This is a genomic window from Desulforegula conservatrix Mb1Pa (assembly GCF_000426225.1).
GTDB lineage: Bacteria > Desulfobacterota > Desulfobacteria > Desulfobacterales > Desulforegulaceae > Desulforegula > Desulforegula conservatrix.
In genome coordinates, this window is sequence record NZ_AUEY01000052.1 from 1 (window position 1) to 16,769 (window position 16,769).

13 protein-coding genes are annotated in these 16,769 nt (G+C 40.5%); 2 read left to right on the forward strand and 11 right to left on the reverse strand.

The features are described from left to right. From K245_RS0115500 to K245_RS24840, 4 genes are all read right to left on the reverse strand, one after another. The coding region (locus tag K245_RS0115500) for a transposase (protein WP_027358070.1) at positions 1–216 on the reverse strand (216 nt) is incomplete at its 3' end. A 280-nt stretch (positions 217–496) separates the two neighbouring features. Continuing rightward, positions 497–1,696, reverse strand: a complete 1,200-nt coding sequence (locus K245_RS24835; RefSeq protein ID WP_198013900.1) for an efflux RND transporter periplasmic adaptor subunit — start codon at positions 1,694–1,696, stop codon at positions 497–499. Between the two features lie 314 nt (positions 1,697–2,010). After that, on the reverse strand, positions 2,011–3,363 hold the full coding sequence (locus K245_RS0115510; RefSeq protein ID WP_027359970.1) for a TolC family protein: 1,353 nt from the start codon (positions 3,361–3,363) through the stop codon (positions 2,011–2,013). Beyond that, positions 3,347–3,736 (reverse strand): FixH family protein, encoded by a 390-nt coding sequence (locus tag K245_RS24840; RefSeq protein ID WP_035277413.1) that lies wholly within the window; start codon positions 3,734–3,736, stop codon positions 3,347–3,349. Before K245_RS24840 ends, K245_RS0115510 begins: the two co-directional genes overlap by 17 nt. 214 nt (positions 3,737–3,950) lie before the next feature. On the opposite strand from K245_RS24840, the gene K245_RS0115520 reads away from it, so the two are divergent. Together K245_RS0115520 and K245_RS0115525 are read left to right on the forward strand one after the other, a co-directional pair. Continuing rightward, the gene (locus tag K245_RS0115520; protein WP_027359971.1) at positions 3,951–4,169 is read left to right on the forward strand and encodes a hypothetical protein; all 219 of its coding nucleotides are present in this window, start codon (positions 3,951–3,953) and stop codon (positions 4,167–4,169) included. 249 nt (positions 4,170–4,418) lie between these two features. Beyond that, complete coding sequence (locus K245_RS0115525; protein WP_027359972.1) at positions 4,419–7,343, forward strand: DEAD/DEAH box helicase; 2,925 nt, start codon at positions 4,419–4,421, stop codon at positions 7,341–7,343. A 781-nt stretch (positions 7,344–8,124) separates the two neighbouring features. On the opposite strand, the gene K245_RS0115535 is transcribed toward K245_RS0115525, so the two are convergent. The 7 genes from K245_RS0115535 to K245_RS0115570 form a co-directional block, all read right to left on the reverse strand. Then, positions 8,125–9,273: an SPL family radical SAM protein gene (locus K245_RS0115535; protein WP_027359973.1), complete on the reverse strand. Its 1,149-nt coding sequence runs from the start codon at positions 9,271–9,273 to the stop codon at positions 8,125–8,127. Between the two features lie 566 nt (positions 9,274–9,839). Next, positions 9,840–10,307 (reverse strand): PilZ domain-containing protein, encoded by a 468-nt coding sequence (locus K245_RS0115545; RefSeq protein ID WP_027359974.1) that lies wholly within the window; start codon positions 10,305–10,307, stop codon positions 9,840–9,842. Positions 10,308–10,331: 24 nt separating this feature from the next. After that, positions 10,332–12,728 (reverse strand): ATPase, T2SS/T4P/T4SS family, encoded by a 2,397-nt coding sequence (locus K245_RS0115550; protein WP_051284202.1) that lies wholly within the window; start codon positions 12,726–12,728, stop codon positions 10,332–10,334. 87 nt (positions 12,729–12,815) lie between these two features. Further along, the gene (locus tag K245_RS0115555) at positions 12,816–13,178 is read right to left on the reverse strand and encodes a hypothetical protein (RefSeq protein WP_027359976.1); all 363 of its coding nucleotides are present in this window, start codon (positions 13,176–13,178) and stop codon (positions 12,816–12,818) included. A 107-nt stretch (positions 13,179–13,285) separates the two neighbouring features. Beyond that, positions 13,286–14,350, reverse strand: coding sequence for a response regulator (locus tag K245_RS0115560; RefSeq protein WP_027359977.1), 1,065 nt, complete (start codon positions 14,348–14,350; stop codon positions 13,286–13,288). Positions 14,351–14,408: 58 nt separating this feature from the next. Then, positions 14,409–15,464: a hypothetical protein gene (locus K245_RS0115565; RefSeq protein ID WP_027359978.1), complete on the reverse strand. Its 1,056-nt coding sequence runs from the start codon at positions 15,462–15,464 to the stop codon at positions 14,409–14,411. A gap of 45 nt (positions 15,465–15,509) precedes the next feature. Next, positions 15,510–16,757: a HAMP domain-containing protein gene (locus K245_RS0115570; protein ID WP_027359979.1), complete on the reverse strand. Its 1,248-nt coding sequence runs from the start codon at positions 16,755–16,757 to the stop codon at positions 15,510–15,512. Between the last annotated feature and the right edge of the window lie 12 nt (positions 16,758–16,769).

The following is a 16,769-nucleotide window of genomic DNA, read 5'->3' on the forward strand; positions in this document are numbered from 1 at the left end:
GGCCTTTACCGACGCCTGATGGTGACACTTGTGGCATTGGTACAGATCTCTTGATTTGAGCTCGCAAAATTTCGAACCGCCGCAATTCGGACAACTAAAACCATGCGGCCATCTAAGTCTGAATAATGAGTCTTGGCACTTATCTTCGGTCCCATATTCGGACAGGAATTCGTGAATACTCTTTCCTTTTTGAAATTGGATCATATTTTTTGCCATGCTACACCTCCATCATATCTGGATAATCTTTCACATGCCTTAAGATAAGCATGGCGGAGTAAAAATGGTAATCAAAAAACTTAATGATTTTAGAAGTTTTATTTTAGATTATTGAAGGAAGATGCCTGTTTGAAAAACATGAAACCATCAATAAAAAACCTTCAATCTATAACAATCTGGACGTAGGATGCTCAAGCCGGAAGGCTTGCTCACCAGCTTGCCTTCCCCAAAATTTTGCTTTTATAAGAGCTGGCCCTATATTTATTAGCCATTTTATGAATCAGTGTTTGTCCGCTGGAATAATTCCTTTTAGCTGGGCTTCCGAATCAATAAGGAAGTTGCCGGTAGCCGCAATTTTTTCTCCCTGTTTCAAGCCCGAAACTATTTCAACCATTCCATCAGAAGTTATGCCCGTTACAACCTCACGAGGTTCAAAACTGTCCTTGTCCTTTGAAATATAAACAAGCTTCCTCATTCCTGTATCTATAACAGCCTCTTCAGGAATAACTAATCTGTTTCCAAGATCAGTCTCAAGTTCGACGTTTGTGAACATCTGGGGCTTAAGAGCTTCATCAGGATTCTGAATAACAAAGCGCACTTTTACGGTTCTTGTTTCAGGAGATAGATCCGGGTAAATATAATCAATTACTGATTCTATGGGTTTGCCTTTAAAATAGCTGAGGCTTATTTTTGCCTTTTGCCCCTGTTTTATAAATGCAATTTCATTTTCATAAACATCTGCAATCACCCATACTGTGGAAAGATCTGCAATATCAAACAGCTTTTCACCCGGCATTATTCGCATTCCCTGAACAGCCATTTTTGAAACAATATATCCTGAAATCGGGCTGAAAATTTTCATGGTTCTTGCGGGAGTCCCGGATTTTTCAATGGCTTTTATCTGGTCATCAGTAATATCCCACAATTTAAGTCTCTGCTTTGCAGCAGAAAGAAGGGCAGAAGAGTCTTTTTGCAGAAGATTTTCCTGATGAGCATGATTCTGATCAGTAAATTTGCTCGATGAAGCCCATTTTTTAATTGTCAGATATTCCTGCTGGGTGACGTAAAGATCCGGGCTGTAAATTTCTGCAAGCGGCTCATTTTTAGTAACTGCCTTCCCTGTTGAGTTAACATATAGTTTTTCAATCCAGCCTTCGAATTTTGTGTTTACTGTCACAAAGGATTTTTCATTATTCTCTATTCTGCCGACAGTTCTGATTTTTCTTGTTACAGGTTTTATCTCAGCCTGTTTTATTACAACACCTGTAAACTGCTGCTTTTCAGATGAAAAATCAACTTTGGGCGCTTCTGCCGGTTCGGTCGCCTGGTCTTGAACAGCTTCCTGTTGTGGTTTCTGTTCTTGTGCCTGCTGTTCTCCGTGGCCTGAATGCCCGGTCTGGGCTGATGAAGAGCCTGCAAAAAGCAAGATGGCAGATAAAACAAAAGAAATAAATATAGATGAGCCTTGATTGATTTTCATTATTATCACCTGAATTAGGCTGTTATTTGCTGAAATTATGAGTTTAAAACTATTGTGATCAATTCTTAAATCAAGTGGAATAAGAACCAAAAGTTTTTGCGGAGCTTTTTTCAAAAAGCGACCCGCCGGAGGCATTCTGTTGAATGTCGGATTACGAGCAAAGGACGCTCTAATCCGACCTACGAATCTGCCTGGTTTTTGATGCCAAATTGACCATACAAGGCACTCTCCATAACAACGGTGACATTAAAAGTCCTTATAATTCTTGTCTATCTTTGGTTTATAAGGGGCACATTGCCTCCCCTGAGGCATTATTATTTAAGCCCACCCCCAAGATAGTTTTCAGGCACTGCAATTGCCGCCAGTGCTTCAATCCTTGCGATTACCTTTTCTTTTTCATTCATGTTTTTCCAGTGTGCAGTTTCAGAATCCATGAGTTTTTTTAATTTTTCTATAGCCATGGAAGCTTCTGTTTTCCCTGATGAGAAAGTTGCGAGGCTCTGTTCAAAATCCCGTCTGCTTTTTGGTAAGATTGTATTCTTATAGAGATTTGTGAGCTTATCAAAGGATTTGAGCATGGCATAATTGTCTCTGATTTTTGCTGTAATCATTAATTTTGCAGCATCTGTTTCATGCCTTGACTGCTCCTGGAGTTTTTTAGCCTCGTAAACTCCTTCGCGCTGTTTTGTTTTAAAGAAAATCGGCAGGTTGGCGGTTGCTGAAAAATTTATCATGTCTTCATATCCGCCGCCTTTTAATGAATAACCTGCACTAAGAGTTATGTCAGGCAAATATTCTTTTTCAGCCATTCCAAGACGGGCAGCAGAAGCTTCTGCCATTTTCTGTCTTGCTTTCAGCTCAGGAGAGTTCTCCATGGCTTTTTTAACTGCTTCATCCAGAGTTAATTTAAAATCTTTTAATTCAGGTTCATCAGGCTTTCCAAGTGGTTCCAAGGAATTTCTGCCGATTCCGTTTGCAATCATCGCTTCAATGGATGATATTTTTGCTTTAAGCATTTCCTCATTTTCCATGAGCATGTATTTTTCGGTCTGAGCCATCAGCACATCCTGCTGACCTCCCATGCCTGATGCATATCTTGCAAGAGAAGCTTCTTCGATTTTTTCGAAAAGCATCTTTTGGGATCCGGTTATCTCAAGCTCTTTGTATGCTAAAAAAAGATCGCTATAGAGTTCTCTTATTCTCTGGATGAGATTAATTTCCGCCATTTCTGATTCATATTTGAGGCTTTCGGATTCCTTTTCAGCCATTTCACCTTTAAGACCGAGCTTGCCGGGATATGGGAACATCTGGGATGCAGTGAACATCCACTGCGAGTCTTTTTCACCGTAAGAATATGATCTTGTTCCATCATTTTGATAGCCAACCATGAACATCGGATCAGGCAGGCTTCTTGCCTGGGGCGCTCTGTGGGTTGAGGCTGAAGCCTTTGATTTCATTGCAGCAAGATCCGGGCTGTTCTGAATGGCTTCTTTTATCAGATCTTTAAGTTTCAGGGTTTCGGCATAGGAATACACCGCGCCTGCGGGGACAAGCAGAAATGCCATTAAAATGGTCAGTAACAGAATTCTGAGTATCGCCACATTTGCAAGACGTTTCAGAGAGGAAACGATTATGTCATGTGTGTCATTTCTATTTGACATCAACATTGTATTTAACGACCTGTTTCTGGTTGTTTATATTGAGTTTAAGTTCAATATTCCATGATCCTGGCATTGAGAAGTTGATCATTGTCTCATAGGCTTCAGCGCCCGCCTGCACTTTTGAAGTGTTTTTCATAGCAGGCATTCCAGGCATCGCTGGCATTGATGCATTTAATTCAACCTGGGCGTTTTTTACAATCTTTCCGGCAGAGTCCTTGATTTCGATAACAGCCTTATTGTCACCAGTTATAGGTGGGTTTTTCTCAAGGGTGAGTGTTACTGTGTTGTCTCCGGCTTTTTTTTCGAGTTTGAGTTCCTTTGCAAACGCCGGGATCGCGATTAGAAGAGATGCTGCCATAAATACAAGAATCTTTTTCATTTTTTTCTCCATTTTGATTTGTTAACTAGGTGTTTGAGTGAAACAAAAACAGTGGTAAAAGATTAGTTCTCCATGTTTTTTTGTGGGATTAACCAACGTTAATGCTTATGGATAGAATTGTCAATTATGCTGGCGCCATTCTCATCTGATAGCTCATATATGCTTAAATAATTGACTGATTATGATTAATGAAAAGAAAGGAATCCACCTGAACATGAAATTTCTTTACGAGATACAGTTTATTAAAGGCGGACGAGCCGGCAGATGTTTTCTGCTGGCCGCTTCTTCAGAGGATGTTCAAAAATATGAGGAAAGGGAAGGGGTTCAGGTTATTCTTTCAAGACCTGTGGCATCCACCTTCGGGGATATTTTCGCAAGAGCCAATGAAGATGTGCTTTTTGTGGATATGACTATCAATGATGTTTTTTTCTGATCACCTCTTTTTTGATCGTGTTTGGGGGAGCAAATAAATATTAACATCAAGTTTGATGGACTCTCAAAAAGTCAAAAAATGGCTTTATCGTCATGCCGGACTTGATTCGGCATCTTTGTAATTTCAGCCACTTCTGGATTCCGGCCTGTGCCGGTATGACGGTAATCTAACTTTTTGCGACCTTGTCAAGTTTTGTGGAGCATTTTTTAAGAAAACGATCTGTTTTGCTTTTTTTGAAATTTAGGTTTTATGGATCTGGTTGACGAATACATAGAGGCTTTACTTGGTTACGACAGGCTTGCTCCGCAGATAAGGGCTCACAGGGTAATGCAGCCATGCGTGGCCGAGTTTGCGGATAAAGAACACGGTCTTTCAGCTAATCTGGGTACTTTTCTTAAAAGGGAAGGTATCGAGCGTCTATACTCCCACCAGATAGAGTCACTTGAAGCTGTAAGGGCAGGGATCGACATAGTAGTTGCGACACCCACAGCCAGCGGCAAGAGCATGACCTATAATCTTCCTGTGATCGAGAATCTCGCATCATCAAAATCTTCGACAGCCATATATCTTTTTCCTCTAAAGGCCCTGGCCCAGGATCAGATGAAAATAATAGACAGGATAAGCTCTGCGTTCGGGCCTCTGTCAGGCATCAGATCCGCAATATATGACGGTGACACCACAGATTCAGAACGCCGCAGAATAAGGAACAATCCGCCTGATATTCTGATTACCAATCCTGAAATGATCCACCTCGCCATTGCCCCATATCATCATTTGTGGGAGCCTTTTTTGAAAAATCTGAAATATGTTGTCATCGACGAGATCCATACTTACAGGGGCGTATTCGGATCTAATATGGCTTGGGTGATGAGACGGATTCGCAGAATATGCAGATATTACGGATCTGACCCTGTTTTCATAATGATTTCGGCCACAATCGGCAATCCTGAAAATCTTGCATCTGAGCTTGTTGCAAGGGGGGTCAAGGGAATAAGAAAAAGCGGGGCGCCCCAGGGCAAAAAGCATTTTGTGATGATTAATGCACTTGAGGAAGGCTCGTCCGTCACGATTTCCCTTTTAAAATCCGCAATGGCAAGGAATCTGAGGACAATCGTATATTGTCAGTCAAGGAAAATGACAGAACTGATAGCTCTCTGGGCTTCAAGGAACTCCGGCGAGTTCAGGGAAAGGATCAGTTCTTACAGGGCTGGATTTCTTCCAGAAGAAAGGCGGGACATAGAGAAAAAAATGTCATCCGGAGAACTTCTCGCTGTTGTATCCACGAGTGCTCTCGAACTTGGGATAGATATCGGCGGACTCGATATCTGTATTCTGGTCGGATATCCGGGTACTGTCATGTCCACCTGGCAGAGGGCGGGAAGAGTAGGGCGGAGGAACAGATCCTCGGCGGTGATTCTGATAGGCGGAGAAGATGCGCTTGATCAGTATATAATGTCATCGCCTGATTCATTTTTTGATATGCCGCCTGAGCAGGCGGTCATCAATCCACTCAATTCGGTAATAATGAAGCGCCATCTCGAATGCGCGGCATCTGAGCTTCCCATTGATTTGATTGAAACTGGGAAGACAGAATTTTTTTCAGGCGATAAGATTGCTCAGGCAATATTGGAGCTTGAGTCAGAAGGAAAGCTTCTCAGAAGTGCAGGCGGTGAAACTCTTTTATCAGCAAGAAAATATCCCCAGCGGAGTTTAAATTTAAGAGGCATAGGAAGTTCATTTAAAATAATGAATCAGGCAACTTCCGAAGTTATCGGAGACATTGACGGACACAGGGTTTTTTCAGACACCCATCCAGGAGCAATCTATCTTCACAGGGGCGAGCATTACGAAGTTACTGAGCTTGATTTTAAAAAGGCCATTGTTATGGTTTCTGAAACAGGCCCGCATCTTTTCACAAGATCCAGAAATATCAAAGATACGAGGATTGTATCGGCTGAAAAAAGTTCTTTTGCCGGATCTGCTGCAGTTTTTTTAGGAAGGGTAGAGGTAACCGAACAGGTTACTTCCTATGAAAAACGTCTTGTTAAGGGGCAGAAACTCATCGCCATCAATCAGCTGGATCTTCCGAGCAGAAGCTTTGAAACAGAAGGGTTCTGGATAGAGATCCCTGAAAAGCTTAAGGAAAAGCTTGTATCCGAAGAAATGCATTTCATGGGGGCGATCCACGCGCTCGAACATGCCATGATAGGGCTTCTTCCAATGCTCGTAATGGCGGACAGAAATGATTTCGGCGGCATATCGATTCCTTTTCATCCCCAAACAGGAAAGGCCTGCGTTTTTGTGTATGATGGTTTTCCTGGAGGAATGGGGCTTTCTCGCTCTGCCTTTGACCGAATATGTGAGCTTCTTGAAAAAGTTGAGATTCTTATATCAAAATGCAGATGTGAGACAGGCTGCCCGGCTTGCGTGCACTCTCCTAAGTGCGGCTCCGGGAACAGGCCGATAGACAAGCTCGCAGCTCTTTTCTTGTCGAAATTAATCCTTGCTGGGTGTCCTGAACAGAAAGCCGTATCTGAAAGTGCCGGGCTGCTTGAAAGATACAGTTCAGATCATGCCGCTTTTACTGTGATTGGCGGAACAGATACCAAAAGCGGGAGCAGACGATATATGAAAGGCCAGAGATACGGTGTGCTTGACCTTGAAACCCAGAAATCTGCCCAGGAAGTCGGTGGGTGGGACAAGGCCCATCTTATGAGGATAAGCTGCGGTGTTCTCTATGATTCTGCTGATTCAGAATTTCATGTCTATTATGACGATCAGATTCATTCTTTGATAGAGCATCTTAAAAATCTTGACCTTGTGATCGGCTTTAACATCATTCGTTTCGATTTTCATGTACTAAGGGGGTATTCTGATTTTGACTTCTGGAGTCTGCCAACCCTTGATATTCTTGATGTGGTCAGGCAGAAACTGGGCTATCGTCTTTCCCTCGATCATCTTGCCGGAGTAACCCTGGGCGAGGAAAAATCTGCTTCAGGACTTCTTGCCCTGAAATGGTGGAAAGAAGGAAAGATTGATCTGATCCAGAGTTATTGCCAGAAAGACGTAGAAATAACAGAAAGAATATTCAGATTTGGACTGAAAGAAAAATATCTGCTTTTTAAGAATAAAGCCGGGAATCTTGTCAGGGTTCAGGTGGATTTCGGAGAATAGGATTTGTTGCATTTTAATCAGGATCTTCAAAAAAACATTATTTTTGATTTTAAAATTATGTGGCTCTGCCTGATTTTCAGTTAAGAAGTGCCTTTTATGGTTAATTTGCCATCAAAAAAGTGTGATGTGTAGGTCGGATTAGGACACCCTTTGTCCGTAAGCCGACGTTAAGCCGAGTGCCTCCGGCGAGGCTTTATAACCCAATAGACCAAAGTCAGACGAAGCGTATTCGTTCGGCTGTTTTGAAGTTGATAGGGCGAGTGCCTCGAGCGGGTCGCTTTTTGTAAAAAGCTCCGCAAAAACTTTATGGTTTTGTTAGTAGGCAAAAAACTGATATTTTTAAAAATGTTAAGCACATGAACTTTCAAATGTTACTGAGAATTGAGCATAACCACATAAAATTATGATTTTAGATCGGAAAATCCGGGGTTTTGAAAAAATATCAATCAAAATGTTATGGACTCGCAAAAAAGTCAGAAAAGGGCTTCTGCGTCATGCCTGGCTCGATCCGGCATCTTTGTATTTCCAGATACTTCTGGATGCAGGCTCCTGGTTTTCACCGGGATAGGTCCAGCCGGAATGACGTAAATCAAACTTTTGCTACGTTGGCAAAGCTGGTTCAACTTTTTTATTCCTGACAAGGGCCAGGGGGCAATGCTGTTGAATTAACGATTTTTTATGTAGGTCGGGTTAGAGCGCTCTTTGCTCGTAACCCGACATAAAGCTTTGCCAAACGTCGGATTACGGGATTTATAGATAAAGCATATATCCCTAATCCGACCTACGATTGCCTTATTTCAACAACATTGGGGCCAGGGGTAAGCCCACAGTGATTTCGAACGCTTTTATCGAGCATATCTGAAATACTATCACCTGGAGCTTCAGGAATAAAACCGAAGACCTCGCTCCATACGTCGTCATCTTCCATGCAGAAATACAGACATAAATCAGGAGCATGTTTTTTGATCATCCCAACTATTTTTTTATAAAGATCTATCCTTAGGGGCTTGTAATACCTCATTTTCCCGTCGAGTCCCAGAATAAATTCTCCGTAAACTATTTTGGAATCGGGAAATCTGTTTTGTATTATAGGCTTAAGCGACGGCATGAACCTGAATGAACCGAGACTTATATACGCAATGGTTTGCCAGGGAATAAGTCTGAATATTTCGTTTATTGTAAATTCATAATCCTTTTCCCATCCTTTATATATAAAAAGAGGATCAAAATGAAAAGCAAGCGGATAGCCCCAGGATGCACATTTGCCGGCGGCTTTAAGTCTTGAGTCGAGAGTTGAAGTCTTTCTTTCATCTGATTTAATGATACCAGGAGTGTTCATGGACCATGAAATAATAGTCTTTTGATTATGTTTTATATTTTTCAGAAAATCTATTGCGACAGTTTTTGTTTTCAGTTCGAGACATGCCCTGTCCTGATCCGCAAATTTTTTTATAAGCATTTCAGGAAGATCTGTCCAGTATTCCCATATTAGGCTGTCCGTAAACTCGCCGGTTCCAACTCTGCTTATTTGGGGCTTGTTGAATATTTTATCGTCAAGTTCCTGAATCATATCATCGTGATTTAAAAAAAATTGCAGAAGCGGGGGGTGAAAATATGACTGTAGAATGCAATAAGAGCAGTCCATAGTGCAGAAAGATCCGATATGAAGAATTTTGTAACCACAGCACCTGTAATTTGATGTGCCGGGACACTCCCTTACAAAAGCACCTTTGTTTGAAGTCAGTAAAAGAATTTCTTTTGCCGCCAGAATCGGATTTTCCGAGGACTGAATAATTTTAAAAACCTCAGAAGTATTTTCTGTTATTTTGATTTGTACGTCTTTATCAAAATTATCCAGGATTTTTTCTGTTTCTTTCAAGTCCTTGAACTGTTTATCTATGTATATTGTTTTTATCAGACAGGCCTCCAGATTTCAAATGAGGCCCATTTACACTCCAGCGTCTAATAAATCAGCGCCCAAGGGCCGTTGCGAAAATTGAAAATGACGTATAATACCAAAAACAAAGGAACTTTTTGCAAAAAATTCCCCCAAGGGAATAAACTAAAAACAAATTTTTCTAAATATTTGTATCTATTCACCAAATATGAAATTCAACCTTTTAAAAGGACGCTTTTTTGAAAAAAAGCTTGGCAAAAAGCTTCAGGTTTTGGATTTTTTGTCTGAATCCGTTGTGCATAACTTTCTTAAAAATATCATAAAAAAAATTTTGGGAAAGGTTTGGAAAACATTTTTTACAAAAAGGGTTTTCCAAGAATAAAGCTATCCCTTTAAAAAGCTACTAACTGAATAGTTACAAATAGTTAAGCATTTAACCGTAGCCGGAACATAGTCTTTTAAAAAACCCAGTAACAAATTCCATGATACGGCTTTACTGAAATCAAATCCGAAATACAAATAATGGTGGAATAAAACCAAAAAAAATCCCGCGGGCATATGCACACGGGATTCTGTATATCTGAATTTTTGATTAACTGTCAATTAAACATGAGATATGCTCCGAGTTGATCATAATGATCCATGGAGTTGAATTCCACACCCACAAAAGAGCTTTCAATTTTTCTGACTATTACATCTTTCTTTACAATTGATCTAAGGGTGTCATCCAGCCTGAACTCGACAGATAGCTCTTCTCCGATCACGAATTGCTCTGTGCCATTAATTCTAAGTTTGAGGCCTGATCTGGAAATGTCACAGACTGTCATTATTCCTTTCCTGGCATTTGCGGTTCTTACGAAGTTGCCGGAAAAGTTTGATTTTTTCCTTATGTATCTTCTTCTTTCAAGTTCGGCCACATAACAATGACCACAGATGCATCTGCATTTTAGTCGCACAGTTGATTTTAACTCTAAATATTTGGATACATCAGCCTGCTTGAGTTTGCCACATTGCGGGCATATTATTGTCGTGGTGCCATCCTGGTTAGCAAAAATCCTTTCGCTCATAAACTTACCTGCTATTGTAAAATATTAACTGACACAAACTCTTCTGATCTCGTTAACATCTGTAAAACCCGCGAAAACTTTCAGCAGACCGTCTTGAAGGAGGGTTGTCATTCCCTGTTCGGCGCCATTTTGAAAAATATTTTCGGTTGGCGCAGCTTTTTTAATCAGTAATTTGACATCCTTTGTTCCTTCGAGCATTTCATGAATACCCATTCTGCCTCTATAGCCGCTGTTGTTGCAGTCTTCACAACCAGATGGCCTGTAAAGTATCATATCCGGTTTATATTTAATTCCGGCCTTTTCGAAGTATTTTGCTCCGTATAGCGAAACGATTTCACTGAATTCCTCCCTTGAAGGGTTGTAGCTCTTCTTGCATTTGTTGCAGAGTTTGCGGACAAGACGCTGGGCCAATACCCCTAGAAAAGCGTCTGAGAAGTTAAGAGGGTTCAGCCCCATGTCCAGAAGTCTTGTGATCGTTTCAGGGGCGCTGTTCGTATGAAGTGTTGAAAGCACCAAATGCCCTGTGAGAGAGGCTTCGATACCAATGGAAGCTGTTTCATGATCTCTCATTTCACCTATCATGATAACGTCCGGGTCTGCTCGCAGGAATGCCCTCATTATCCTGGCAAAATTAAGGCCTATTTCTGATTTGCATTCTACCTGCCTTAATCCTTGTTGTGTGATTTCAACCGGGTCTTCGGCAGTCCATATTTTAATTCCTGGTTTATTAATGTGACCAAGGGCAGAATGAAGTGTGGTCGTTTTACCTGATCCAGTCGGCCCAACAACGAGTATCAATCCATATGGCTGCTGGATTATTCTCTTAAGCACCTCAAGATTTCTGTCAGTCATCCCCATGTCATTCAGCTTCATCGCACCTGATTCTGCGAGTATTCTAAGGACAGCATCTTCAAATCCACCGGCTGTGGGGAGTGTCGCAACACGAAGCTCGAAAGGCTTGACCCCTTTTCTGTTGAATTTAATTTTGCCGTCCTGGGGCATTCTCTTTTCGGCAATATTCAGATTGGCCAGAATTTTTATTCGAGAGATGAGGGCTTTTGCGCTTGAATTGGGTACCTGGAGAATTTCCTGGCACACACCGTCAATTCTGTATCTTATTCCTGTTTTTTTTGTTACCGGAGAAGGCTCTATATGAATATCCGAGGCTCCCCTGCGGTAGGCCGTAACCAGGATATGATCAACCATTTTTACTATCTGGCTCGAAGATTCGTCAACATCCAGAGTCGTTGTATCAATATGCTCGTCATCGTCCTCAAATTCAATATCAGGGAGCATGTCGAAATTTTCATTTTCAGATACTGTCTCCGACGTTGATTTTTTTTCCGGCTTGCTGTCATAAAAAAGACTGATATACGCTTCGATATCCTCTTTGATTCCAACATGAAAACTTATTTTTTTTGCGCCAATCAAAGACGGAATCTGATCTGTTTTTATTATGTCTGCCGGGTTATCAATCAGCACATCTACTTTGTTCAGGTCCCATGAAATTGGTACCCAAGTATTTTGTACCAGGAATGTTTTTTTAAGTTTTCTGATTAGTTCATATGGTACCTGAATATCAGGATCAAAATCCCTGAACTTGCATTTGTAAAAAAGAGCAAGTGATTTACCGATTTCCTCTTTTTTGATTCGGTAGTTCTCAGCCAGGATGAATTCAACGCTCTTGCCTCCTTTTTTGGATATCCCAAGAGCATTCTGGAGCTGGGTCGTTGTAACTATATTTTCATCTAAAAGGTAGCCGTACCTTGAATCGTACTGCTTCTCACCTTTCATCTTTTTGATTTTGTCATCAAGCTCAGCATCATTCGGATTTATGAATTTTGCGGATTCAAAAAATTCAAGGGCCAGTTCACTCTGACCTTTTTCCTGCAGTTTGTTTCCAAACACAATTTTAATGCTGAAAATATCCTGGGGCGAAAGCGCAAGATCCTTTGAAAGCTCGTCTACTCTTGCATAAGCTTTGGCAGATGAGTCAAGCTTAAGGACGCATTCCGCTATCATATCAGCTATTTCATTGACAGGGTGATTTAAGGCAAACAGTTTTTTGTATTCAGACAGCGCTTCTTTGTACATTTCAAGCTCGATGAAGGAATCTGCGCTGGCTATTATTTCAGGTGCGGAGCTTTTTGCTGACCACGCACCTTTTATAATCGTAACATCTTCGGCAGTCAGCATCTGCTTGTCAAACTGGCTGGCGTCGTTGATGTGGGCTTCAAGAGCGTTTATCCTATCGAGGATGGAATCTTTGATGTCTTCCGGGATGTCTGTCGCATCTGACAGAATACTCTCATAGATCTGATGAGCTTCTTCATAAAGACCGTGCGCATGATAGGCTTCTGCTTCAGATATTTTAGTGGATAAATCAATACTGCTTGGAGAAAAAGTTAATTCTTCGGACATAAATATTTCCCTGCTAATCTACTTAAGTATGTCTCTATGAAATGTAATCTTAAAAAATGATGACAGTCGTCCCTGCCGATAATACTTTTATCTTTTGAAAAATCTGCTGAAACCCTTAGATTTGTTCTGTTGCTTCGAGAGTTCTGGTATGCTTATATCACAGTTCAGTTGCAGCATTGGGGTAGGGGTTATAAATCCCAGCACTATTACAATATGGCAGTCTTCAATTCTTCTGATATAAATGCGTTTTTCAGAGAATATCAGTTCTGCCTCATTGAGGTTCCCAATATTCTTGATTATTGATTCAAGTTCTTCTATTTTCGGCAGATTATCTGACTCAAATTCGTTTTGAAAGCCTTCCGAAATATGAACGGTCTCAGATTTTTTACCTATATAGAATATTGCCTGAACATCAGTAAATTCGATAATGTTTTTAAAAGCCTCTTTCATAAGAATATGCTTTCCCCTTTTCAGGGTATAACCCTATGTGGTGTGTGACACTATCAGTAATTTTGCTTATGGGAGTAGGGCCTTACAATTATATTCAATAGCAAAAATTAGCTTAATATTTTTATTATGTCATCTCTTGACGACTTGGGGCCGAGTTCTATTGAAATGATATCATTGCCAGGCACGATAATTTTTTCAGGTTTATCACTCTCTGCTATAGAAATCAGTTTCAACGATCCGCACTTAAACAGCTCGCCAAGCATTGCTATATATTCAAGTAGAGCTTCCTTTTCTGACTCTATTTTTATATTTTCAATTCCCAAAGCGGCTTTTGCCGATTTTTTCAGTTTGTTCTCAAGTATTTTTATAGGACTTATAACTGGGGCTTCTATGACCGGCTGATTATTTAAGATGCCTAAAGGCTGAGCATTTTGGGGTGCTGTATTAACAGAATTTATTTCATCATCTTCATCAAGGGAGAGCCCGTCATTCGTTGATTCGTCTTTCAGGCGCATTGCTTCGAGCAGAATTGCCTGAAGGTCTCCTTCTATAATACGTCTTTTCTGAAGGCAATGGTTCTCTATCGAAATTGATACTTCTGACCAGGCAAATATTTTATAGGCAGCCTGGTTCCCGTGGGCTTTTCCTATTCTGGCGTCAACAAGCTCGCCTTCTTTAAAAAAGAGGACACCTTTTTTGTCACTTTTTTTGTCATTAACCCTTATGGTACAGGTCTTTAGCTCCATTTCTATCAGCTGTATGAACATTTCAAGAGAAGCATTATTTAGAAGTCCGCCTTCGGTCTCTTTGTTAAGATACTTGAGAATCATATTCGCAAGATCGTCTATAACAATCGGTTTTTCTAAATATTCAACTGCTCCCTGGCTCAGGATGACCTGTCTGGACTTGGGTTTACCGAAAGCCGTTATTATTATCACTGGTATATCAGGATAAAACTCTTTAATGTGGCTCAGCAACGCAAAACCGTCAAGCCTTGGCATCTGAAGATCAGAAATGACAAGCGAAACAGCTTCTTTTTCAAGTATATTTACAGCGTTGATGCCATCCAGAGCTAAAACCGGTTCAAAGACGCCGCTGAATTTTTCAAATTTTTTTGATAATAATTTAAGCAGGGTTTGATCATCATCTGCGATCAGGACCTTTCTAATCATTATGTTTAAGTCTCCTGAAAATATTCAGCATTACTGTTATATCCATATAAGTGACCATTTATAGTTTTATATTGAATTTGTTCAGATCATTTCCGTATTTATTGATCCATGGTGCCAGGTTCTTTGTGAGTACCCCTTTAACGCCCGTCCTTTCAGCAACCTCAAGGGCACATTCCAAAACAGCAGTAACAAGTTCCTTGTCCGAAGTTTTTCCGTAGAACTTTAATCTTCCGTTTTCATAAATGAGCTCGGCAGCAAAAGGGTCAAGAAAATCATACTTTTCAACCTTTTCCACAAAAATCTTTTTGAGCAAGGTTTCAAAATCTATTTTTATCTTCTTGTTAGCTTTTATTATTTTTTCAAGCATTTGAAGAAGAAGTTGCAGCATTTCAATAAAATAATCCTGGGATACCTTTTTCTGAGGCTGGTTAACAGGAGGGATCGGCACATCTTTTTTCTGTTTGGCCGCAACAACCTGTTTCTGTTGTCTATTTCCTGAATGCATGAAATTTATTTCTTCAAGCTTTTTTTCAAGCTGCACCTGATAAACATGGAAAATTCCGCCACTTTCAGACGAGTTGGCAATAATTGAAATTGTGCTATCTTGATTATTGGTGGTGTCTGAGGAATCTTTTTTTGAAGCCTCGATAATTCCACTATTAAAAAAGATATAACTGCTTTCTGATTTAGCATTGCCTGTAATTTCAATATAACCTGTAAGTCTTTCGGACTTCATTTTTTCAACCAAGATTGAAATGTCCGTAAATTCAGACTTCAGATCCTTGTAAAGTACATTGGCTTCCGGGATGTGCGCCCAATAATATACTGAGTCCATATCTATTTCATACACAGATATATTGAAATTCTTTTCAGACGAAGTTTGCAGTATTTTATCAAAGGCTTTTGATCCGTTCAATTTTTCAAATTTATCAAAGTATTCAGCATTAAGAAATCTGTACTCGTCAAATAAAACTATCCCTGCAGCAGAAGGAGCGTTGAAATATATACCGCCGCTGCCAAGAAATCCCTGGTAATGCTCAAGGAATTTGTCAATGATCAGGTAATAGCTGTTCAAATCCTTTATAATCGGTCTGTCACAAGGAAATACAATCATTTTAGTTCAATATCCGTTTCGTATCTTTATATAATGAAGGCATATTTATCGTCTTTTTCTTAATCGTTCTATAGACAGACGCAGACTGTCCTGCATTCTTGAAATAGCTTCTGCAAGCGCGCCTATTTCATCGGTGGATTTGAGATTGATCTCTGTGTCAAGCTCTCCTACGCTGATACTGTCAGCCGCATTTGTAAGGTATTTTATGTTCTTGGTGATTCTGTAACCATAAACTGTAATTATAATACCCATGATGAGCATTGCGCCTATGAGGATGGCAATGTTGATTTTAAGAGTGTCAAACGTAACCGCTTTTGTGTCCTCTTTCAGCTTGTTTACCTGGCTGGTGAATTCATCAATATAGGCTGTACTCATTATAAAATAACGAGTTCCTTCTATTGGAGCACAAGCCATGTACTTGTCCCTGAAGTCACTGTCTTTTTCCTTCCATCTGTAGTACCCGCCGGCTTCTTTACCTTGTTTTACTCTGTCAAGAAGCTTGATCAGCTTAGGGAAGTCGTCGCCGGTTTGTTCTTTTAAAATATTAAGAGCTGGACGGCCTATGAGTTTAGGGTTTGGGTGTGTCCATATTACAAACCCCTCATCGCCTTGATCAGGCCCAGGTCTTTCAAAGAGAATGGTGTAACCGGTAATACCTATTCTTTGAACTGAGATTCTCTTGAATTCCAGATCATAATTGAAGTTGTCTGTGGTAAGGTCAGGGTGACTGAGAAGATATATTTTACATTGCAGAGCCGCTGCCCTTGATTTGTCTGAAATTATCTCTTCAGCAATTTTAGTGATTATCTGGGTACTTTCAGATGTAATCTTTTCAGAAAGTTCATTAAGCTTTTTCTGTGTAAACGCGCCTGTAGCCGCCATAATCAGAATCGGGATAATCAGGAAGAGGACAAACATTTTTGATCTAAGTCCGAATCCCGACTTTCTGGTGGCTGAACTTGTAAGTGTTTTGGCTCTAACCTGCTTTGGCTTGGATACGGACTCCGGGGCTGCTTTAACCTCGGCTAAACTGTCAGTGCCACTTGCTTCAGAACTATCAGGCAGATCAAGATCGGGAATCTCTTTTTTAGACGTGCTCCCTGAATAATGAACCTGTACTTCGCCATCCGTAAAAACTCCGGAATCAGCAGAGTCAAGTGCATTTTTTGTGATGACAATTACATGACCGCAGACATGGCATTTTGTTTTTGCAACATCTCCCTTGAGCTTGCTTTTGAGTTTTTCAGGGTCAATGTGGTAAATTTTCCCGCACTCTTCACAAATAAGCGTCATGAAAAAAACTCC